The sequence below is a fragment of the Candidatus Krumholzibacteriia bacterium genome, assembly GCA_029865265.1.
Classification (GTDB): Bacteria; Krumholzibacteriota; Krumholzibacteriia; order WVZY01; family JAKEHA01; genus JAKEHA01.
The window spans coordinates 30,513-51,920 of record JAOUHG010000018.1 but is presented as its reverse complement, the minus strand read 5'-3'; the positions used below and the strand labels follow the sequence as shown (position 1 = coordinate 51,920).

The window sequence follows — 21,408 nt, the reverse complement described above, 5'->3', positions numbered from 1 at the left end:
CGTCAACCCACCTTCACCATGGCGGCACGCTTGAGCACCGCGCAGAATCGGTCGAAATCCTCGTCCTGATGCTTCTCGGTCACCGCGACCAGCAACTGGTTGCGCGCGGCGGCGCCGAAATAGCGCGCCAGTGGTATCCCGGCCAGGATTCCCTCCTTGCGGGCGGTCGCCACCACCATGTCGGCCTCCACCGGACACGCCACCACGAACTCGCGGAAGAACGGCGCGCGGTACTGCAGCGAGTATCCGTCGCACGCACCGATGGCGTCCGCCAGCCTGCGCGCGCGCGCGTGGCACACGCGCCCCAGTTCAGAGAAACCATGCTCACCCAGCAGGCTCAGGTACACCGTGGCGCGCGTCGCCAGCAACCCCTGATTGGTGCAGATGTTCGACGTCGCCTTCTCGCGCCGGATGTGCTGCTCGCGCGTCTGCAGCGTCAGCACGAACGCGGGCCGCCCCTCGATGTCGGTGGTCGCGCTGACAATGCGCCCCGGCATCTGGCGGATGTGGTTGCTGCGGCACGCCATGAAACCGATCAGGGGGCCGCCGTAGCTCACGTCGTTGCCCAGCGGCTGGCACTCGCCCACCGCGATGTCGGCTCCCCACTCGCCCGGCGGGCGCAGCACGGAGAGCGATACCGGGTCCACGCTTGCCACCAGCAGCGCGCCCGCCGCGTGGACTTCGTGCTCGAAGTCCCACGGACGCTCCAGCACGCCGAGGTAGTTCGGCGTCTGCACCACCACCGCCGCCACCGTGTCGCCCAGGGCGGCGCGCAGCGCGGCGGCGTCGAACTCCCCGCTCGCAGCCGCCGGGATGGTGTGGATCTCAACGCTCTGGCCGGTCACGTACGCCTCGAGCACGCGGCGGTAGCGCGGGTTGAGCACGCTGGAAACCAGCACCACGTCGCGGCGTGTGATCTTGGCCGCCATCAGACACGCCTCGGCCAGCGCGGACGCGCCGTCGTACATGGACGCGTTGGCCACCGGCATGCGCGTCAGGCGCGCGATGTGGGTCTGGAACTCGAAGATCACCTGCAGCGTGCCCTGGCTGGCCTCGGCCTGGTAGGGCGTATACGCGGTGGCGAACTCCGGCCGGCTGGAGATGTTCTTCACCACCGAGGGCACGGTGTGGTCGTAGATGCCGCCGCCCAGAAAACTCACCAGGCGCGCGGCAGGCGCGTTGCGCTCCGCCAGCGCGAACAGCTTGCGCATGGTCTCCGGTTCGGTACGGCCCTGGTCGATGGGAAGCAGCCCGCGCACGCGATGCTTCTCAGGTATGACCTTGAGCAGTTCATCCTCGGCCTTGATCCCGAGGGCATCGAGCATGGCCTTACGATCGTCGTCGGTATGATACGTGTACGGCATCGCTACTTTCCAATCATCTCCTGGTACGCGGCGTGGTCCATCAATGCTTCGAATTCGGCCTTCGCGGTAATCTTCATGCGCACGAACCAGCCGTCGCCGAACGGATCCTTGTTCACGAGGTCGGGGCCCTGTTCCAGCGCTCCGTTCACCGCGGTCACCACGCCGGATACCGGCGCGAACAGGTCGGCGACCGTCTTGACCGCCTCAATGGTGCCCATGCTCTGCGCGGCGCTGACCGCGTCGCCGACACTCGGCAACTCGACGTAAACGATGTCCCCGAGTTCACCGGATGCAAAATCGGTGATGCCGATGGTGACTTCATCGCCACCGTCCAGGCGAACCCACTCGTGATCCTTGGTGAAGCGCACCTTCTTGAAATCCATGTGTTGCTCCTGTTTTTCTTGCTAGTCCCTTGCGCGGCTCGGATAGAACGGAATGGGCACGCGCCGCGCCGGGATGGGCGTGGTGCGCACCTGGATGGCCAGTTCGGCGTCGACGCTGTCCGCATCCACGTACGCCATGCACAGACTCTTCTTGAGCGTGGGCGCATGGGTTCCGCTGGTCACCTTGCCCACCATCGAGTCCCCGCGCATCACCGCGTAACCCTGGCGGGCGATGTTGCGTCCCTCCAGTTCGAAACCCAGCAGCTTCCGCTTCGAGCCAGATTCCTTCTCCGCGGCGAGCGCGGCGCGGCCCGTGAAGTCGCCCTTGCCCAGCTTCACCAGCCAGTTGAGCCCGGCCTCGAGCGGCGTGGTCTCGTCGTCCAGCTCGTGGCCGTACAGGCACAACGAGGCCTCGAAGCGCAGCGTGTCGCGCGCGCCCAGCCCCGCGGGTGCAATGCCGGAGGGAGCCCCGGCCGCCATCAACTGGTCCCACAACTCCAAGGCGCGGGCGGGCGGAACGAATATCTCGAAGCCCCGCTCACCGGTGTAACCGGTGCGCGAGACAATGAGACGCTCCCCGTCAACCTCGAGGGAGCGCCAGCGGTAATATAGAATGGAATCGACCTCGGCGCGAATGGCGGCCAGCATGGGCGTCGCCTTGACCGTGTCGTGCGCCTTCGGACCCTGCACGGCGATCAGCGCCCATGCGTTGCTGTCGTTCTCCAGTTGCACGTTGCCCCGCAGCTGGCCCTTCATGTGCGCGAAGTCCTTGTCGATGTTGGATGCGTTCACCACCACCAGGGCGCGGTCGTCGGCCAGGCGTGAGACCAGCAGGTCGTCCACCACCGTGCCATTGTGGCGGCACATCACCGTATAGAGGACGCCGTCCGCGGCCAGTTTCGAGCAATCGTTGGTCACCACGCTGTCGAGCCACGGCCAGGTATCCGGCCCGGAGACGATGAACTCGCCCATGTGGCTGGCGTCGAACAGGCCCACCCGCTCGCGCACCGCGGTGTGTTCCTCGATGACGCCCCTGTAGCTCACCGGCATCTCGAAGCCGGCGAAAGGCACCATGCGGGCGCCGGCCGCAATGTGGGCGTCGTAGAGGGGAGTCCGTGAAAGTTTGGTCATGTTGATCCAGATCCGGCCCGCTTCGCGCCGAAGGCGCGTCAGGCGACGTTACCACCGCGCGGCGCCACTTCCAGTCCGGCGGCGGGATTCGATGCGGCCATCTCTCGCAGCATGGCACCCGTGTGCGACTCGGCGCACTGCATGATGTCGTACGGAGAACCGGTCGCCACCACCTCGCCACCCGCCTCCCCACCCTCCGGACCGAGGTCGATGATGTGATCGGCAGCCAATATTACATCGGGGTTGTGCTCGATCACAATAACGGTATTTCCTTTATCCACAAGCTTGTTGAGGACGTCGAGGAGCATCCGCACGTCATCGTGGTGGAGCCCGGTGGTGGGCTCGTCCAGGATGTAGAGGGTCTTGCCGGTGCCGCGCTTGGCCAGTTCCGTGGCCAGTTTGACGCGCTGCGCCTCCCCCCCGGACAGGGTGGTGGCCTGCTGGCCGAGCTTGATGTAGCCCAACCCCACAGAGGCGAGCGTGTCGCACGTGCGCCGGATGACCGGAAAGCTGGAAAAGACATCCGCCGCCGCCTCGACACTCAGGTCCAGCACGTCGGCGATGCTCAACCCCTTGTACGTCACCTGCATCGTCTCGTGATTGTAGCGGCGCCCTTTGCACGTCTCGCAGGCGACGTACACGTCGGGCAGGAAGTGCATCTCCACCTTGATCACGCCGTCGCCCTCGCAGCGCTCGCACCGCCCGCCGGCCACATTGAAACTGAAGCGCCCCACCTTGTAGCCGCGCGCGCGCGCCTCGGGCAGTTGCGCAAACAGGTCGCGGATGGGCGTGAACAGCCCGGTGTAGGTGGCCGGATTGGAACGCGGTGTCCGCCCGATGGGCGACTGATCGATGTCGATCACCTTGTCGATGTGGTCGAGACCATCGATGCGGTCGTGCGCGCCGGGCAGCTCGTTGCCGCCGTAGATCTCACGGTGCACGGCGCGATAGAGGATGTCATTGACCAGCGTGCTCTTGCCCGATCCGCTCACACCACTCACCACGCTGAACACCCCGATGGGAAACGCCACGTCGATGCGCTTGAGGTTGTTCTCGCGCGCACCACGCACCACGACACTCTGATCGATCAGGTGGCGGCGCGCACCACGCGATATCACCGGCGCATCCATGCGCAGGTAGCGACCGGTCGCGCTGTCGGGGGCGCGCATGACCTCCTCCGGCGCCCCCGCGGCCACCACCTCACCACCGTGGACGCCGGCACCCGGCCCGAGGTCCACCACGTAGTCCGCCGCCATGATGGTGTCGCGGTCGTGCTCGATCACGATGACGGTGTTGCCGATGTCGCGTAACTCCTTGAGTGTCTTGATGAGACGGGCGTTGTCGCGGTGGTGGAGGCCGATGGACGGCTCGTCGAGTATATAAAGGACGCCCATCAGTTTGGATCCGATCTGGGTGGCGAGGCGCAGCCGCTGCGCTTCGCCGCCAGCCAGCGTGGCCGAACTGCGGTCGAGCGACAGGTAGCCCAGCCCCACGTCCACCAGGAAACGGATGCGCGAAACGATCTCGTGCAGGATGGGCGCGCCGATGATGGCGGCGTTTCCCTGCAGCTTGAATCCGTTGATCTCGAACAGCGCCCGCGCCACGCTCCAGCGGCACACCTCCGCAATGGTGTTGCCGCACACGTGCACCGCCAGTGCTTCCGGCCGCAGTCGTGCCCCGGCGCAGGCTGCGCAGGGTTCGACGGTCATGAAGGTCTCGATCCACTTGCGCACGCTGTCGGACGAGGTGCTGCGGTGGCGGCGGCGCAACCACGGGATGACGCCCTCCCAGTCGGTGCGGTATTCGCCCTCGACGCGGGCGAAATCCATCTTCACCGCAATCTCACCGTCGATGCCGTGCAGGATCGCCTTGTGCGCCTTCTTCGGCAGGTCCTTCCACGGCGTATCCAGGTCGAAGCCCACGTGCTCGCCCAGCGCCTCGAGTTGCGAACGCCCCCAGTCGCCCTTGAGTTTGCCCATGGGCGCCAGCGCACCGTGCCCGATGGTGCGCATTGCGTCGGGCACCACCAGTGCCTCGTTGAAATCCATGCGCGAACCCAGGCCGGAGCACTCCGCGCAGGCGCCGTACGGCGAGTTGAACGAGAACAGTCGCGGCGACATCTCGCCGAAGCCCGTGCCGCAATGCGCACACGCGAACTGCAGCGAAAACACATGGTCCTCGCCACCCGCAATCACGGTGATGTTACCGTTGGCGAGTCGCGACGCCGCCTCCAGCGAATCGGCGATGCGGCGCGCGTTCCTGGGATCCACGGTGAGCCGGTCCACCACCGCGTCGATGTCGTGCTTCTGCTGGCGGTTGAGCCTGGGCGGGCTGTCGACGTCCACGATGACACCGTCGACGCGCGCGCGCACGAACCCCTGGGTCTCGATGGTTTCGAATACCTTGCGGTGCTCGCCCTTGCGTCCCCGCACCAGCGGCGCCAGGATGGCCACGCGCGTGTTGGGGGTGAACGACAGGATGCGATCCTGGATCTGCTGGATGGTCTGCTGCGCGATCTCGCGACCGCAGGTGGGACAGTGCGGCGTCCCCGCGCGCGCAAAGAGCAGGCGCAGGTAGTCGTAGATCTCGGTCATGGTGCCGACGGTCGACCGCGGGTTGCGCCCGGTGGTCTTCTGCTCGATGGAGATGGCGGGCGAAAGCCCCTCGATACGGTCCACGTCGGGCTTCTCCATCTGCCCCAGGAACTGGCGGGCGTACGCAGAGAGACTCTCGACGTACCGCCGGTGCCCCTCGGCATAGATGGTATCGAAGGCGAGTGAGGACTTCCCGGAGCCGCTCAAGCCGGTCACCACCACCAGCCGGTTGCGCGGCAGGGTGACGTTGATGTTCTTGAGGTTGTGTTCCCGGGCACCCCGGACGACGAGATCTTTTTGCTTCATTGGCTTGCGGGAGGCAAAGGAGGAAGGTATCAAAAAGCGGGTGGCGCGGCAACCGGGGGAACCCGAAGCAGACGGCGCGCGCCCCGCAGGGGACGCGCGCCGCGTTCAGTCTCCATCTTACAGCAAACGGCTAGCGGAAGAGAGCCTTGACCTTCCCCCAGGTGACCTGCTCGGTGGGCGTCACGTCCGCCATCACCTGCGAGGCCGTGGCCACGTAGTCACCACTCGTCTGTCCATTCCCGTTACCGGCGATGCCGGCGGCGTAGAACCCGATGGACCCGACACCCGGGTCGGGCGCGGTCCACTGCACCTGCCACGTCTGGGGTGAGGTTGCGCCGACTCTGTCGTCGGTCGCCTCCTCGATGTACCGGCGTGTGGAGTAGCTGCCCGAGCCGCTGATGATCGCGGTTCCCTGCCCGGCGACGTTTGCGAACGTACCCGCTCCCTGACCGTTGCTCTGGTTGACCGCGGTCAACTCGAACGACCACACGCGGTTGGCGTTTCCCGACGTCGCCGTGGAGGCGAGCTGCACCGAAAAGGTGTAGGTCTGCCCGGCCACGTAGAAGTTGGGCGCATTGACGAACGTGAGCGTCGCGCTGCCATTTATCGGACTGCCACTGTGGCAGTTCAGGCACGTGGACTCCGCCCCGACTCCGCCGATGGCGGGGGCGCCGGTCCGGTTGCGGGGCGGGCCGATGCTCGACGCAACCGCGAGTCCGGCAACGGCGAGCGTGGCCGGAATGATAGTGAAACGAACCCATCGCTTGACGCGCATAGGTGCCTCCTTCTGAGATTGTCCTCGCCTGGGGGGCGGCCGGCGAAGGGTGCAAACGAGGGGCCGGTATCAAAAAGGAAACGGCCCCGGTGCCGGCATGGGCGGCACAGAAGCGCGCCTGCGGCCGACGATATCCAAGGGAATGTTAGCCGCCATGCAAGAGACAGTCCACTCTTAATTCCCTTTCGAGGACATTCTTCAGCCCTGCCCCACGCTCCCCGCCCGGCAAGTCCCGGGAAGAACGGTGGCCCGCTCGCCCCCCGGGGAGCCGGGAGTGGCCCGGCCGCGACGACGGGCGCCACCGGGACGGCCTTGCACATCGCCCACCCCCCAGTTGCGGGATGATGGACAGCGCCGCGGCATGGGAACTACTCTCGGCCAATGCTCATCCGGCTTGCCACCCCCACCGACGCCCCCGGGTGCCTCGACATCTACCGGCCGGTCGTCGAATCGTCCCATTCCAGCTTTGAGACCGAGGTCCCAGGCGAGACTGTCTTCGCGGATCGAATGGCGCGGTTTCTCGCCACCCATCCCTGGCTGGTGGCCGAAGACGGCGGCCGCATTGCGGGATACGCGTACGCGGCACCGTTCAAGGATCGCACGGCCTACCAGTGGACGGCGGAGGTGTCCGTCTACATCGCAAGTGATGCGAGGCGGCGCGGGCTGGGCCGCTTGCTGTATCGGGCGCTGTTTCGCTGCATGCGCGGGCAGGGTTACATCAACGCGGTGGGAATCATCGCCCAGCCCAACGAGGCAAGCGTGGCGCTGCACGAATCACTGGGCTTCGAGCGCGTTGCGTGGCTGCCAAAGCCAGGCTTCAAGCTGGGACGCTGGCACGACGTGGGCTGGTGGTGGCTCGCGCTGTCCCCCGCCGCCGACGCGCCCGTGCCGCCGACTCCCCTGGCCGCGTGCCGCGAGCAGGCCGAGCGCTGGATCGCCGGCGCGCCGTGAACGCCGTGTTCTACTTGCTCTTCGCCGGCGCCGCCTTGCACGTCGAGAGACCCAACGGCAGGTAGAGCGGACACCAGCCCACCAGGCTTGTCGCCAGGAAGATGATGGCCAGGATTCCCAGGATGACCCCGAGCACGCCCGCGATCACGCCCTTGAAAAACAACACGCCGATCACGATTGCGATCAGCGTGCGGATGATACGGTCTGCGGCACCCATGTTCTTCTTCACGATACTACCTCCAGACAGAAGGTCAGTGTGGCCCCGAGCAGTGGTGGATCAGAAGGCCCATCCCGATGACCAGGGCGGCACACAACAGGCATGCTAGCACCAGACGCATGGCTTTGGACACAGGTACCGCTCCCTAGTTGATCCGCTTTTCCCGGCCTTTCCAGGCGCCTTCCCGCAGGACGAACTTCTGGATCTTCCCGGTGGAGGTCTTTGGCAGGGGGCCGAATACCACGGTTCTGGGAACCTTGAAGTGGGCCAGATGGGTGCGGCAGTGGGAGATGAGTTCGGCGGCGGTCGCGCCTGCGCCTTCGCGCAGGGTGACGAACGCCCGCGGCACCTCGCCCCAGGTCTCATCGGGGACGGCGACCACCGCGCACTCGAGCACGGCGGGGTGGCTGGCCAGCGCCTGTTCCACCTCGATGGTGCTGATGTTCTCGCCACCCGAGATGATGACATCCTTTATGCGGTCGCGCAGTTCGACGGCGCCGTCCTCGTGCCACACGGCAAGATCACCCGTGTGCAGCCAGCCGCCCTCGAAGGCGCGTGCCGTTGCATCGGGGTCGCGGTGGTATCCGCTCATGACCACGTTGCCGCGCATCACCACCTCACCCATGGTGCGCCCGTCGCGCGGGACGTCGTTCATGGCCGGGTCCACCACGCGCATCTCCCCCGCGCACACGTTGGGAAAACCCTGCCGCGCGATGATGCGCGCCTGTTCGTCGAACGGCTTCGCCGACGACGACGGCGGCGGAATGTTGATGGCGAAGGGGCCGTAGGTTTCGGTGAGCCCGTAGGTGTGATCGAGCCTGAAATTCAGCTCACCCAGGCGGGCGATCAGCGCGGGCGAGGGCGGCGCGCCGCCGATGATGGCGCGCACCGGTCTTTCCAACCGACGCGCCCCGGGGTCGTTTGCCAGCATGATGAGCACCGTGGGCGCGGCGCAGAAGTGCGTGACCCCATTCTCCAGTAGCCCCCACAGCGCGGCGGATTCCACGCGCGGAAAGCACACGCTGCGCGCTCCCACCGCCGCCAGCGCCCAGGGAAATGTCCAGCCGTTGCAGTGGTACATGGGGAGCGTCCACGCGTAGACGCTCTCGTACGACATGCCGTGTTCCAGTGCCACCGCGAGCGCGTCGAGATACGCGCCGCGGTGGTGGTACACCACGCCCTTGGGGCGCCCGGTGGTTCCCGACGAGTAATTGATGGAGATGGGCCCGGATTCGTCGGCGAGCCATGACTCGAGTGGTGCATCCTCACCGGACGCGATGAGTGACTCGAGTTCAACGCCGGTGCCGATGCGGCGCACGCGCGGCGCCACCCGCGCGGCGAGCGGCTCGAGCGCCGCGGCCACGAACAGGCGCGTCGCGCCCGCGTGCTCCACCACGTACGCCACGTCCTCGGCGGACCAGCGCGCATTGATCGCCACCAGCACGCCGCCCGCCATGGGCACCGCAAAATGCGCGAGCAAGAGCGGCTCGGCGTTAAAGGAGAGGAAGGCCACCCGGTCGCCCTTCTCGAGGCCGCCGGCGCGCAGCGCCGACGCCAGCCGCCGCGCGCGCGAACGGAACTCGCGCCACGTGTGACGGACTCCGCCGTCGACGACGGCGATCCGCTCCGCGTGCACGGTACCAGAACGTTCGAGAAACTGGACCGGAGTCAACTCGCTGCGAAATGCGTTCACGGAGAGGACTCTTCTACAGGCAAACGGGCCGTGTCCAGCGTGAAATCCCGCGCGGTCGTCACAGAGACGCCACCGCCTGCTTTCTCTTCAGCTGAAGAATGCGGACATCCGGGTCCACGACGATCTTTTCCGGCTCGAAGTCGCAGCGAATGGTAACCTCGCGTGACTCCCCACTGCCGATGGTGACCGTGGTGCGCGCGTCGCGATAGTCTTCGCGCTGGGTGTAGACCGCGTCGTCGGCATCCGCGTCCGGCTTCTGCCAGCGCTCGCCCTTTGTGGCCGCCACCTCCACCGGCATGGTGCCGGTGCCGGTGTTCTCCAGCGTGAGCGTCACCACGTAGCCGTCGCCGTCCGCCTGTTTCTTCGCGTCGTGGACGGCGTACTGCGGAACCACCTTGTCCTCGAACCACTGCCTGGTGAACGCGTCGTACGCGTCCGGGTCCGCGGCATAGGGACGCATGGCCGCCACGAAGTCCTGCAACGCCGGGTGATCGCGGCTGGCACTCCACGTCTGGAAGAAATTGCGATAGCCCTCGAGCGCGCGCTCGTGGCCCAGATAGTCGTACACCATCCAGAACACCCACCCACCGCGGTCGTAGATGACGGTGGTGTCCGAACGGCGCTTGCCGTCCACGTCGTACATTGGGCGTTCGTCGTTGGGTCGGCGGCGGTTGTTGTAGCGGTCTTCGATGCCCTTGGCAAACTCCATGCGGCCGTGCGGCCCCTTCACCTGTTCGAAGAGCAGCAGCGTCGAAAAATGCGACGTGCCCTCGCTGAGGAAGTCCCCGTTGGGCCCGTTGGCCGGGGTAAGAATGTTGCCCCACCACTGGTGCGCGGTTTCGTGCGCCGTCACCAGGAAGGTGGCGTCGGTCTTGTCGGTGTTCCGGGTGAGGAAACCGATGTTCTCGCTGAAGGTGATGTTGGTGCCAAATCCCTGCGCGTACCCCGCGAGCCCCGGGAACTCGGACAGCTTCAGTTCCTGCCACGGGTAGGGCAGGAACCACTCCGAATACCAGTGGCGGGCCGCGTCCAGCGTGGCCACCATTTCGTCCACGTTGTACAGGTGCTTGTCGTTGTAATAGACCACGGTCCCCTCGCGGCCACGCTTCTCCTCCCAGCGCCCGCACACGATGTTGAGGATCTTGGCGGGGTGGTCGGTTTCCCACACCTGGGTGCGCCAGCCGTCCTCAACCGTGTTGCTGGTGCAAACGCCCACCGAGTTGAGTGTGTACTCCTGCGGTCCGGTGACGCTGATGCGTGCGGGGAACCACGCGGTAGCGCCGTAACCGCCACGGGTGATGCCCTTCCAGTAGTCGCGCGGGTAGCGGCGCGGCTCGGTGCGGTTCTTCTCGGTTTCTCCCACCTCTTCCTGAAAGCCCAGCACGGGCGCAAAGCTGGGGCTGAAACCGGTGAGTACCACGCCCGCGGGCAGGATGAACTCGCTGGCATTGCCGCCGTTCTTCGTGACGCCGCCGGGGAACTTCCCCTCGAACGACCATCCGACGACCACGCTGTCACCGCTGGCCAGCGGGCGGGACGGCGTGAACACCACGAGGTAGCGGTTGTCCTCCGGCGTGTAGTCCTCGCCGTTCATGGTCCAGGTCACGTTCTCCCAGAACAGCCCGGTGGTGAGCGGAATCTGGCTCAGCGGGTCATCGAACGGGTTGACCAGCGTGAAGGTGCCCCTGCTGGCGATCCAGTGCTTCGCGGGATCCACCTTGACGTCGATGTCGGCGCGCGCGATGTCCGGCAGCGGCACGTCGAACCAGGTCTTGAGATTCTTCGCCCAGTACTCCTTTGCGTCCTTCCTGGCCACGCCGCCCTCGAGCCCGCTGTGCACCATGAAGATCAGCACCCCACACGCCGTCAACGGAACCGCGGCAAATGGCAACAGGCGCACGCCCGATCGCGCGAGCCGGCGTGGCGAGAGCCGGTGCATGGTCTGCACCGCGTCGCCCCCGCGCCGGCCGAACAGTCGCACCGCCAGCACCGTGAACAGCACGCCGAAGCCGAGCACCATGACGCGGTTCAGAATGAGCGCGCTGCGATCCAATTCGAAGGCGCCGAGGTCGCTCCAGCGCAACGCATCCCACAGCGGCCAGTTGCCCGCCCAGCTCATGCCCCCGGTCATGGCCTTGTACCCGCTGAAGGCGAGCAGCCCGAACGAAATCGCATACGCCGCGTAGCGATTCCCCACCGCGGCGTACGACGCGGTCACGAAGGCCGTCCACGCGAGGAAGGTGGGGAGCAGCAGCAGTCCCCACACCAGCAGGTAGGGGGAGAGCGACAGCGGCACGGTATGCTGGATCAGGAGCGCGATGGCGCACGCGATGAACGCGGCGACCAGGATGGCCACGGCGATGACACTGTTGGCCAGCGCCTTGCCGGTCAAGAACGCGGTGGTGCGCAGCGGCGAGGCAAACAGAATGGGGGCGAAGCCGGTGGCCTTCTCGCGTTCCAGCGATTCCACCGTGTAGAACATGAGCAGGAAGCACACGAAGGTCACCAGCTGGTTGGCGGCGGCCACCGCCGTCATCCCCGGCGTCAGCAGCAACGGCGTGTCGAATGCGCCCACCGCCACCAGCACGTTGCCCAGGCACTGGATGAGAATGAGCGGAAAGAAGATGTACAGGCCCGCCTGGCGCAGCAGTTCGTGCAGTTCGGTGCGCGCCACCCGGCGCACGCTTGCCACGAACGAAGGCACACCGCTGGTCATGCCCATGCCGGCCAGCGACGCATCCTCGGGCGCCGGCGCGGGGATCGCGGCCGCAATCGGCCCGGACTTGCGGCGCCAGCGCCAGCGCCGCGGCTTTGCCACCACGGCCCCGCGCATGGACGCGGCCACCGATCGCCGCGTCATCAACACGCCCACCACGCCCATTCCCAGCAGCCACAGGCGGTTCAGCCAGAACAACCCCACGTACGGAACGTGCGCGTGGTTGTAGTACTCCACGCCGCGATCCACCTTGAGGTAGGTCTCATTGAGCCAGCGGTACCCGGTGGGTTCGATCACCTGCAGAATCTGGTTTACCCGCCACGAAAGCCACGACGGCGACCACGTCCACAGGAAGAACCCGCTGATCATCAGCATCGCCACCGGCAGCACGAACACCAGCACCGCATTGCGCGAGCGCTCGCCCACCCACATCGACACGCCGGCAAAGAACACGACGAACGGAATGCCCATGCTCAGCACGGGCAGAAAATAGCTGCGGAATAAGAAGGGTCCGCGGATCTCGTTGAGGTTGGCGTTGGGGACGGCGTGGTTGAAGAACGCGTCCGCCCCGGCCTGGAAGCACAGCAACACCGTGAAACTGCCTGCCACCGCGAAGAACCGCCCCCACACATACTCGCCGGGTGTCATGGGGGTGGAGTGCAGCAGCACGTCCACCCGCGTCTCGCGGTCGCGCAACAACGACAAACCCGCGGCCGCCGCAACGAAGAACGCGTAGTAGAGCAGCACCAGGAACGCGGTGGTCTGGGTCTGCGCGAACTCCGAGGTGATCCACGCCTTGGTGCCACCCACGGTGCTGTCGCCGGAGGAAATGGACATCTTGCCGCTGGACAGCCCGAAGGCGGTGAGCGCCAGCATCAGCGCCAGCGCGATGAACAGCGGACGCCGGAAAGAATTCCAGAACTCGACACTGAATGCGGCGCGGAGGCGTGCGATGCTCATCGCTCACCCGCGGCTGCCGCAGCCAGCGGCTCGCGACCGGGCAGCGATCCCAGTCGCATGAGCACGAGGTAGGCGTCCTCCAGGGTGACCGGCACGCTCGTGAAGCCCGCGGGGGGATGGCCGGAGGGTTCATAGATTCGCGCGCGGTTGCGCCCCTCCATCAGCAGCGCCTGCGTGACCGTCCGTTCCTGGCGCAGCCGCGGCAGGCCGGCCGGGTCGACGGTTCCCTCGTAGATGTGACCACCGATGGCCGCGCGTGCCTCGGTGGGCGTGGTCAGCGCGATCAGCCTGCCCTGGCGGATCACGGCGAAGCGCGGGCACAACACCGCCACGTCCTCCACGATGTGCGTGGAAAGGAGCACGATGCGGTCCGCGGCCAGCTCGCTCAGCAGGTGATAGAAACGGATGCGCTCCTCGGGGTCGAGACCGGCGGTGGGTTCATCCACGATGATCAGGCGCGGGTTGCCCGCGATGGCCTGGGCGATGCCCAGGCGCTGGCGCATGCCGCCCGAGTAGCCCTTGACCGCGCGCTTCGCGGCGAAGGACAGATTCACGCGTTCCAGCAGATCGGCCACCAGCTTCTTGCGCCCGCCCGGCGCATCCACACCCTTGAGTGCCAGCAGGTGCGCGAGCATCGCCTCGCCGGAGAGGTGCGGGTAGAAGCCGAACTCCTGCGGCAGGTAGCCCAGCCGCGGCCACAACCACTCGGGATCGGCGAGCGTGTCCTTGCCGTCCAGGGTCACCGTGCCGGAGGTGGGCTCCAGCAGACCCGCCAGGATCTTCATGAAGGTCGATTTGCCGGCGCCGTTGGGCCCCAGCAGGCCGAACATGCCGGGCGCAACGTCGAGGTCGACGCCATTGAGAGCCGTTACCGGACCGGGATAGATCTTGGTGAGACCGCGCGTGCTTAGCACCGGGACCTCCTGGTGTGGGTGGTGAGGAGTTCGCCCCGGCAACTCCGAACGGGCACCGGACCGGGCCGGGGGAATGGCGGTATATACGGAAGGATGGCCGCACGGGTTGCGCGGCAACCCGGCTAGACGCCGGCCGCGACGTTGGCCAGCACCTCTTCCTGCACCGCCCGCTCGCGCGTGCGCGCAATCAGCATGTAGATGGCCGGCACCACGAACAGGGTGAAGGCCGTGCCGATGATCATGCCGGTGACCAGCATGATACCGATGCTGTTGCGGGATCCGGCGCCGGGCCCGGCCGCAAACACCAGCGGCATGTGCCCCGCCACCGTTGCCGCGGTGGTCATCAGAATGGGCCGCAGGCGCGTGCCCGAGGCCTCGATGACCGCGTCCAGCTTGGACCGCCCCTCCAACTGCAGCTCGTTGGCGAACTGGACAATCAGGATCCCGTTCTTGGCGACCAGTCCCACCAGGGTGATCAGGCCGACCTGGCTGTAGATGTTCAGGGTGGTGAAGCCGAGGAACGAGAACATGAGTGAACCCGCGAGTGCCAGCGGCACCGAACCCATGAGAATCACGAACGGGTCGCGGAAGCTCTCGAACTGGGCGGCGAGCACCAGGTAGATGAGAATTCCCGAGAGCAGAAACACCCCGAGGAACTTGCTCCCCTCCTTGCGCAACTGGCGCGACTCGCCCGCGTAGTCGATGCTGTACCCCTTGGGCAGCGTCTTGCGCGCTTCGGCCTCGAGCATCGACAGCGCCTTGTCCAGCGGCACCGGGGGCGGAATGGCGCCCTGGATGCGCACGGCGTTCAACTGCTGGAACCGCTTGAGGTCGCGGGGCTGGGTGGTCGTCTTGAGGGTGGCGAAGGTGGACAGCGGAACCAGCCTGCCGTTGGGGCCGGTGATGTATATGTCCTCGATCTGCTCCGCGGTCAGGCGCTCACTGCGCTTCACCTGCGGAATCACCTTGTAGCTGCGGCCCTGAATGCTGAAGCGGTTCACGTAGTTGCCGCTGAGCATGGTGGAGAGGTCCTGCCCCGCCTGGCTGAGGTCGACGCCCGCGGAGCGCAGCTTGTCGCGATCGAACACCACTTCCGTCTGCGGCTGGTCGAACTTGAGATCCGAGTCCGCGTACATGAACATCCCGCTCTGAAAGGCCTTCATCACGAAATCGTCGGCGAACCGGGCCAGTTCCTCGGGCTCCGCGGTGGAGGCGATCACGAAGTCCACCGGGAAGGTGCCGCCGCCGGGCAGCGCCGGCGGAACGATGGGGATCACGCGCACGCCCGGGATCTGCCCGAGCTGCATGGACGCCTCGAGCTGCAACTGCTCGCTGCTCTTGTCGCGCTCGCTCCAGGGAACGGTGACCATGCCGCAGAAGCCGCCGGTCGGAAACGTGATCTGGAAGGTGGCCTGGTGCTCCGGAATCGACTCGAACACGCGGTTGATTGCCGGCGTGTACAGCGTGGTCTGATCCAGCGTGGCGTTGGCGGGGGCCTGCACGATACCGAAGATCACCGACTGGTCCTCGGTGGGGGCCAGCTCCTTGGAGGAGAACATGTAGAACGGAACCATCAGCAGCGCCACCACCACCCACACCGTGTACACCGCCGGCCGGTACTTGAGAACGGTGGCGAGCCGCCGCACGTAGAAGTTGCGGATGTGGTCGAACTGTCCGTTGACGAAACCGGCGAAGCCGCGGTTGGTGTCGCCCTCGCGCAGCATCTTGGAGCCCATCATGGGCGAAAGCGTCAATGCCACCACGCCGGATATGATCACGGCGCCCGCCAGCGTGAAGGCGAATTCGCGGAACAGCGTTCCCGTCAACCCACCCTGGATGGCAACCGGCGTGTACACCGCCGCCAGCGTGATGGTCATGGCGATGATGGGACCCACCAGCTCGCGCGCGGCGAACAGCGCGGCGTGGAACGGGTCTTCACCCATGTGCAGGTGCCGCTCCACGTTCTCCACCATGACGATGGCGTCGTCCACCACCAGCCCCACCGACAACACCACGGCGAGCAGCGTGAGCAGGTTGATGGTAAAGCCCGCCACGTTCATCAGGAACACCGCACCCACCAGCGAGAGCGGAATGGCCACCACCGGGATGAGCATCGAGCGCACCGATCCCAGGAACAGGAAGATGACCACGATGACGATGAAAAGGGTCTCGGTGAGCGTCTTCAGGACCTCATGGATCGCGTCTTCGATGTAGCGGGTCGAATCGTAGGGGATGCCCACCTTCATGCCCGCGGGCAGCTGCGCCTCGATCTCGGGGATGGCCTCGCGCACCCGGCGGATGACTTCCAGCGAGTTGGCGGTGGGAAGCACCCACAGGCCGATAAACGTGGCCGCATCGCCGTTGAAGCGGACCTCCTGCTCGTAGTTCTCCGCTCCCAGCACCACGTCCGCGATGTCTCCCAGGCGTACCAGGCTGCCGTTGGCCTCCTTGACCACGAGCTGCCGGAACTCCTCCACCGTCTTGAGGTCGGTGTTGGCCACCAGGTTCACCGACACCATGGACCCCTTGGTGGTGCCCAGCGCCGAGAGGTAGTTGTTGCGCGCGAGCGCGTTGCGCACGTCCGAGGGCGAGATGCTGCGCGCCGCCATCATGTCCGGCTTGAGCCAGACGCGCATGGCGAAGGTGCGGCTGCCGAGGATATCCGCGCGCTGCACGCCGGCAATCGAGGACAACCGGGGCTGCACGACCCGGGTGAGATAGTCGGTGATCTGGTTCTCGTCGAGATCCTCGGACGAGAAGCCGATGTACATGGCGGCGAACTCGCTGTCCGCCGTCTCCAGCTCGATGATCGGGGCTTCCGACTCCGGCGGGAGGTCGTTGCGCACCTGTGCCACCTTGGCCTGGATCTGGGTGAGGGCGGCGTTGGTGTCGTAGTTGAGACGCAGGTGGACGGTGATGGTGCTCACACCCTGCGCGCTGGCCGACTCCATGTAGTCGATGCCGTCCGCGCTGGCGATGACGCGCTCGAGGGGCGTGGTTATGAACCCGCGCACCAGGTCGGCGTTGGCGCCCACGTACACCGTGGTCACGCGCACCACGGCGATATCGCTGCGCGGATACTGTCGCACGCTCAACGAGCGGATCGACTGCACCCCGGCGATCAGGATCACCAGGTTGAGCACGATGGCCAGCACCGGCCGCCGCACGAAGATGTCGGTAAAGCGCATCCCTAGCCGTCCTGCGGGTTGGGCGTCTGGCTGTTGGCGGGCTGGACCTCGTTGTTCACCAGCACCGCCGCGCCGGGCCGCAGCTTGAACACGCCCGAGGTCACGACCTCCTCGCCGGCGTTGACGCCGGAGAGAATCGCCACCTGGTCACCGCGCGCGGCCCCCAGGCGCACGAACTGCTGGCGCACGCCGCGGTAGGTACTCCCGTCCGGCCCGGTCACGTCCTCCACGATATAGACGGAGTTTCCGTACGGTGCATAGCTCACCGCCGAGGCCGGCAACGTAACCACCGAGGTCGCGCTGCCCAGCTCGACCTCCACGTCGACGAACATGCCCGGACGCAGCGCGGCGTTCCTGTTGGCGAAGGTCGCCTGCACATCGACGTTGCGCGTGGCGGTGTCGATGAGCGAGTTGATGGCGGTGATCTTGCCGGCGACGGGTCCGTCGACACTCTGCGTCCGCGCCAGGACGTCGTTGCCCGGCTTGAGCCGCCCGCCGTCCTGCTGGGGGACGGCGAAGTTCACGTAGATGGGCTCGAGCTGCTGCAGCGGCACCACCGGGTCCCCCCCGGCGAGGTACTGGCCCAGGTTGACCTGGCGGATACCGAGGATCCCCGCGAACGGCGCGCGGATGGTCTTGCGGTCGATGGTGGCGCGGTACCCCTCCACGGCCGCCTCCGCGCCGCGCATTTCCGCATCCACGCGATCGAAGTCGGACTCGGAGATCGCCTCCTTCGTCAGGAGGTCGCGCGCGCGGTCCAGGTTGAGCTTCGCGAGGTCACGCTGCGCCTCGGCACCCTTGAGCTGCGCCTGCTCCTGGCTCGTGTCCAGGCGCACCAGCACGTCGCCCGCGGCCACACGCCGCCCGGAGTCGAAGGTGATCTCCTGCACCACGCCGGGCAGGTCCGCGCTGAGGATGACGCCGTTTACCGCCGCGACGCTGCCGACGGCATTGATGGTCCCCATCCACTGCACTTCCTCGGCGACCACCGTGGTCACGGCCTCCGGCGGCGGCGTCCAGGCACCGCCCTCCATGGCAGCCATGATCTGACGGTACTTGACGAACGCGAGGGCGGCGATCACCACCACCAGAATGGTGATGGTTACGATTATTCTCCTGGCCATGATCTCGTCAGCTCCTTCCGGTGGCCGCGGCGCGTCGAGAACGCAACCTGCCGGGTCCCGGAACAGTGGGAGTAAGTGATAATTGACGCGGTCCGCAACGAAACCGCCCGGACGATGCATCCGGGCAGGCGCCGAGCCGACAGACGGGCGGGGCGGAGCGGCCACCCTAGGATAGCGCCCGGGACGGCCGGTTGCAAATGAAGACTGGAGGAGCCTCACCGGCGGCGCCCCGGGGCACGAAGCCCCGGGGCGCCAGCGCAGGAAACAGAGGCGGGCGGGCCCGTCAACCGCTTACGCGATCGATGATTCCGCTGCCGCCGCTCACTTGAGAAGCACCATCTTCTTGGTATTCGTAAACGACTTCGCAACCAACTTGTAGAATTACACCCCACTCGAGACCGGTGCTCCGTTGTCGTTTCGGCCATCCCAGACGATCTGATACGCGCCCCGGTCCTGCCGCTCGTTTACAAGGTCACGCACCCGATGTCCGGCGACATCGTAGATCGTGATGCCCACGTCGCTCGCCTCCTTGATCGAATAGGCGATCGTGGTTGTCGGGTTGAACGGGTTCGGGAAGCACTGCTCCAAACGATTGTGGAAGACGCGCACCACCTCGGTGTCCAGCGTCCGTCCCACGACCGGATTCATCGAGGCGGCAACTGCTGTGCCCCCCTCGCCCTCCTGCAGCAGGTCCCCCACTGCGAGCACGAACGCCTCGTCGTCGAGCACGAGTGGCTCGTTGGTCTGGACGTCAAACGTGAGCCGCCCCAGGCGCGCCGAAGCCCCGCCGTAGCTTTCCGACACCATCACTCCGAAGAACAACTCTGGAACGCCATTGCGGAGCGCTGGTGTAAAAAGCACTTGCCCAACAGAAGGATCTTCCTGCTCCCAGCTCAGAAGCTCCAGGTGTTTGATCCCCGGTTGAAAGGACAGGACGCAGGTTCGCACACCCGCGATGCCCTCAAGGTCCAGGTCGACGTAGAGGAGCCGGTCGGTGGCGGTCACATACTCCTCGGTGAACTGGAGGGTCACGCCCGCCGTTGATTGCACGACGGAGGGCATGCGCAATAGATCTCCGGATTGTAACCGGTGATACTCGAATCGTTATCCGTCGTCCACAGCGGAACGCCCGAGTAGATTTTCGACGTCGGAGCGACGAGTTCTTGTTCCGGTCCCCAGGAGAGATCGAGCTGTTGCCCTCCCGCTCCCACACCGCCGACGGCGATCACCGACGAATAGCTTGCAGGCGGAAATACGCGCCTATGCGGGGTATTTCCAGAAGCAGCGACGAGGACGGCCCCATCCGCATACGCACTGTCCAGCAAAGCGTGGACGAGTCCGTAATCATCGTTGTTCGTCCAGCTCATTGAAATGATGTCAAAGCCCTTCCGCCAGCAGTACTCCACGGCGTCGGTCACGTCGCCGTAAAAGTCCACCCGGACGGCCACAAATTGAGGTCTTCCCGCTGCGCTGCCGCCGGCGACGCCGGCAACACCAAGATCATTGTCTCTCGTGGCCGAAACGAGACCCGCAACGGCCGTTCCATGGGCAGGATCATCGTGTCCGGGGATCGCCCTAGGAGACGGGTCGTTGTCGTTATCAACGAAATTCCATCCTACCATGTCATCTGCGAGCGGGCTCCCGTACCAGAGTGAGTCGGCATCGTTGTCAACGCCATCGCCCGGCGTCTCGCTTGGGTTCGACCAGACGTTGGCAGCCAGATCCTCGTGATAGTATTCGAATCCATCGTCGATAATCGCAATGGTCACGTCGGAGGAACCGGTTGTCACCTTCCACCCAGCTTCCGCCCGGATCTCCGCTAGATGCCACAACTCGTCGTAATAGGCGTCCCCTAGGAACCGAATGTACGTGTCAAGAAAAGCCGCCTCCACGAACGGAGACGAGACGGCCTCTGCAAGGACATCTATCGGGTTGCTTTCCGGGGAAAATCGAAACCGGTAGAAGTTCGCGACCGGCAGCCGACGCTCCAGGCTCAGCGCTGAGAGGGGCGGCGAATTCAGCGCGAGCTCCAGCGTGGCACCCTGTGTGAGCTTGACGAAAATGCGGCCGGGCGCCACCCTCCACTCTTCGTCGTGTTCATCGATGAAATACCAAACACCCTCGCGCAGCGCGAAGCTCTGGTTGCCCACCGACCGTTCTGTAACTGATGAACTGGCCGTGGCCAGCAGACTCAGCGCCGCGACAATCAAAGCCAATCGCATAGCCCTCCCCTCCTTGTGTCGCCTGCGGCCCCGGCTTACGTGCTATCTGTACAACGCTTTCACAGCCCCCCATGTCGTCGATTGGACACCCACCGGGCTGCACCACGGCGCGCACTGCCCTGAACTCGGGTTCACCAGGAGGGGTCCCAGCGTGGATCCTCTGAGTGTGTCAAAAGCACAGTCCATGACTTCAATGGTGCCAAAGTACGACACCGGATGCGGCAAGACCTCGAGGTACGCGCATGGGCTTGAACTCCCGTGACCCATATACGTGATCGTGGCAAGCAGCAGCGTGCCGGTGGCGCAGTAGCCGTAACCTATATCGATGCCCGCCCGCAGATCACCAATGTGGAATGGCATGTGAACCACTTCGCTCAGGTAGTCCGCGTTGAATCCCTCGGAACTCGCGATCCGAAACCTCGAATCCACCAGCCCTCGGCTCTCATTGATCACATAGACATTCAGGGGGATTTCCTGATTGTCAATCAGCGTACAAGAGTATCCGTTCGGGTCCGAAAACAAAGTAATCGTCGAAGGGACGGTCTGCGCGCTCGATTCCGTGCTTGCCGCGATGACGAGAATTGCAAACACACAGGTCACACGGGCACGCCACATTCGCCGCCCGCGGTCTCGATTGCGGAACAATGCTCCGGCGTCTCGGGGGATGCCGCGGATGGTAATCTCTGGGTAGGTTCACTGGCTTTCATTTCCCACACCTCGATCGACGTGCAGGTAGAACAGAATTCAGAGTTCTATCCCGGCACCCTGCTTTCTTGGCACTGCGTGTCGTTTGCTTCACCGACGGCGAGATGTCGGGACTTAACGAACAATTGGTTGCATAGAACCCATCGGCTCATCTTCAGGCGATTC

At 65.6% G+C, this 21,408-nt stretch carries 15 protein-coding genes; 1 reads left to right on the top strand and 14 read right to left on the bottom strand.

What is annotated here, in order from left to right; genetic code table 11:
- Positions 1-2: 2 nt before the first annotated feature.
- The 5 genes from gcvPA to OEX18_09570 all read right to left on the bottom strand — a co-directional run bounded on the left by gcvPA (position 3) and on the right by OEX18_09570 (position 6,553).
- Positions 3-1,364 carry an aminomethyl-transferring glycine dehydrogenase subunit GcvPA gene (gcvPA, locus tag OEX18_09590; GenBank protein ID MDH4337510.1) on the bottom strand — a complete coding sequence of 454 codons (1,362 nt, stop codon included), beginning with the start codon at positions 1,362-1,364 and terminating at the stop codon, positions 3-5.
- A gap of 2 nt (positions 1,365-1,366) precedes the next feature.
- The gene (gene gcvH, locus OEX18_09585) at positions 1,367-1,747 is read right to left on the bottom strand and encodes a glycine cleavage system protein GcvH (protein ID MDH4337509.1); all 381 of its coding nucleotides are present in this window, start codon (positions 1,745-1,747) and stop codon (positions 1,367-1,369) included.
- A 21-nt stretch (positions 1,748-1,768) separates the two neighbouring features.
- Positions 1,769-2,878, bottom strand: a complete 1,110-nt coding sequence (gene gcvT, locus OEX18_09580; GenBank protein ID MDH4337508.1) for a glycine cleavage system aminomethyltransferase GcvT — start codon at positions 2,876-2,878, stop codon at positions 1,769-1,771.
- Between the two features lie 38 nt (positions 2,879-2,916).
- Positions 2,917-5,778, bottom strand: coding sequence for an excinuclease ABC subunit UvrA (uvrA, locus tag OEX18_09575; protein MDH4337507.1), 2,862 nt, complete (start codon positions 5,776-5,778; stop codon positions 2,917-2,919).
- Positions 5,779-5,908: 130 nt separating this feature from the next.
- On the bottom strand, positions 5,909-6,553 hold the full coding sequence (locus tag OEX18_09570; protein ID MDH4337506.1) for a hypothetical protein: 645 nt from the start codon (positions 6,551-6,553) through the stop codon (positions 5,909-5,911).
- Positions 6,554-6,934: 381 nt separating this feature from the next.
- Between OEX18_09570 and OEX18_09565 the strand changes: the two genes are divergently transcribed.
- A complete protein-coding gene (locus OEX18_09565) occupies positions 6,935-7,504 on the top strand; it encodes a GNAT family N-acetyltransferase (protein ID MDH4337505.1) in 570 nt (189 codons plus the stop codon).
- Between the two features lie 10 nt (positions 7,505-7,514).
- On the opposite strand, the gene OEX18_09560 is transcribed toward OEX18_09565, so the two are convergent.
- The 9 genes from OEX18_09560 to OEX18_09520 all read right to left on the bottom strand — a co-directional run bounded on the left by OEX18_09560 (position 7,515) and on the right by OEX18_09520 (position 21,129).
- Positions 7,515-7,733, bottom strand: a complete 219-nt coding sequence (locus tag OEX18_09560) for a DUF2892 domain-containing protein (protein ID MDH4337504.1) — start codon at positions 7,731-7,733, stop codon at positions 7,515-7,517.
- A 133-nt stretch (positions 7,734-7,866) separates the two neighbouring features.
- Positions 7,867-9,414: an AMP-binding protein gene (locus tag OEX18_09555; protein MDH4337503.1), complete on the bottom strand. Its 1,548-nt coding sequence runs from the start codon at positions 9,412-9,414 to the stop codon at positions 7,867-7,869.
- 58 nt (positions 9,415-9,472) lie between these two features.
- Positions 9,473-13,090, bottom strand: a complete 3,618-nt coding sequence (locus OEX18_09550; GenBank protein ID MDH4337502.1) for a M1 family aminopeptidase — start codon at positions 13,088-13,090, stop codon at positions 9,473-9,475.
- Positions 13,087-14,004, bottom strand: coding sequence for an ABC transporter ATP-binding protein (locus OEX18_09545; protein ID MDH4337501.1), 918 nt, complete (start codon positions 14,002-14,004; stop codon positions 13,087-13,089). Before OEX18_09545 ends, OEX18_09550 begins: the two co-directional genes overlap by 4 nt.
- 122 nt (positions 14,005-14,126) lie before the next feature.
- A complete protein-coding gene (locus tag OEX18_09540) occupies positions 14,127-17,192 on the bottom strand; it encodes an efflux RND transporter permease subunit (GenBank protein ID MDH4337500.1) in 3,066 nt (1,021 codons plus the stop codon).
- 2 nt (positions 17,193-17,194) lie between these two features.
- Complete coding sequence (locus tag OEX18_09535) at positions 17,195-18,316, bottom strand: efflux RND transporter periplasmic adaptor subunit (GenBank protein MDH4337499.1); 1,122 nt, start codon at positions 18,314-18,316, stop codon at positions 17,195-17,197.
- Between the two features lie 381 nt (positions 18,317-18,697).
- Positions 18,698-19,378, bottom strand: a complete 681-nt coding sequence (locus tag OEX18_09530) for a hypothetical protein (protein MDH4337498.1) — start codon at positions 19,376-19,378, stop codon at positions 18,698-18,700.
- Positions 19,345-20,538, bottom strand: a complete 1,194-nt coding sequence (locus OEX18_09525; protein ID MDH4337497.1) for a S8 family serine peptidase — start codon at positions 20,536-20,538, stop codon at positions 19,345-19,347. Before OEX18_09525 ends, OEX18_09530 begins: the two co-directional genes overlap by 34 nt.
- A 42-nt stretch (positions 20,539-20,580) precedes the next feature.
- Positions 20,581-21,129 (bottom strand): hypothetical protein, encoded by a 549-nt coding sequence (locus OEX18_09520; protein MDH4337496.1) that lies wholly within the window; start codon positions 21,127-21,129, stop codon positions 20,581-20,583.
- Positions 21,130-21,408 lie beyond the last annotated feature (279 nt).

Coding starts and splice junctions, on each gene's coding strand:
- gcvPA (MDH4337510.1), bottom strand. CDS start 1,364: ATGCCGTACACGTATCATACCGACGACGATCGTAAGGCCATGCTCGAT.
- gcvH (MDH4337509.1), bottom strand. CDS start 1,747: ATGGATTTCAAGAAGGTGCGCTTCACCAAGGATCACGAGTGGGTTCGC.
- gcvT (MDH4337508.1), bottom strand. CDS start 2,878: ATGACCAAACTTTCACGGACTCCCCTCTACGACGCCCACATTGCGGCC.
- uvrA (MDH4337507.1), bottom strand. CDS start 5,778: ATGAAGCAAAAAGATCTCGTCGTCCGGGGTGCCCGGGAACACAACCTC.
- OEX18_09570 (MDH4337506.1), bottom strand. CDS start 6,553: ATGCGCGTCAAGCGATGGGTTCGTTTCACTATCATTCCGGCCACGCTC.
- OEX18_09565 (MDH4337505.1), top strand. CDS start 6,935: ATGCTCATCCGGCTTGCCACCCCCACCGACGCCCCCGGGTGCCTCGAC.
- OEX18_09550 (MDH4337502.1), bottom strand. CDS start 13,090: ATGAGCATCGCACGCCTCCGCGCCGCATTCAGTGTCGAGTTCTGGAAT.
- OEX18_09540 (MDH4337500.1), bottom strand. CDS start 17,192: ATGCGCTTTACCGACATCTTCGTGCGGCGGCCGGTGCTGGCCATCGTG.
- OEX18_09535 (MDH4337499.1), bottom strand. CDS start 18,316: ATGGCCAGGAGAATAATCGTAACCATCACCATTCTGGTGGTGGTGATC.
- OEX18_09530 (MDH4337498.1), bottom strand. CDS start 19,378: ATGCCCTCCGTCGTGCAATCAACGGCGGGCGTGACCCTCCAGTTCACC.
- OEX18_09525 (MDH4337497.1), bottom strand. CDS start 20,538: ATGCGATTGGCTTTGATTGTCGCGGCGCTGAGTCTGCTGGCCACGGCC.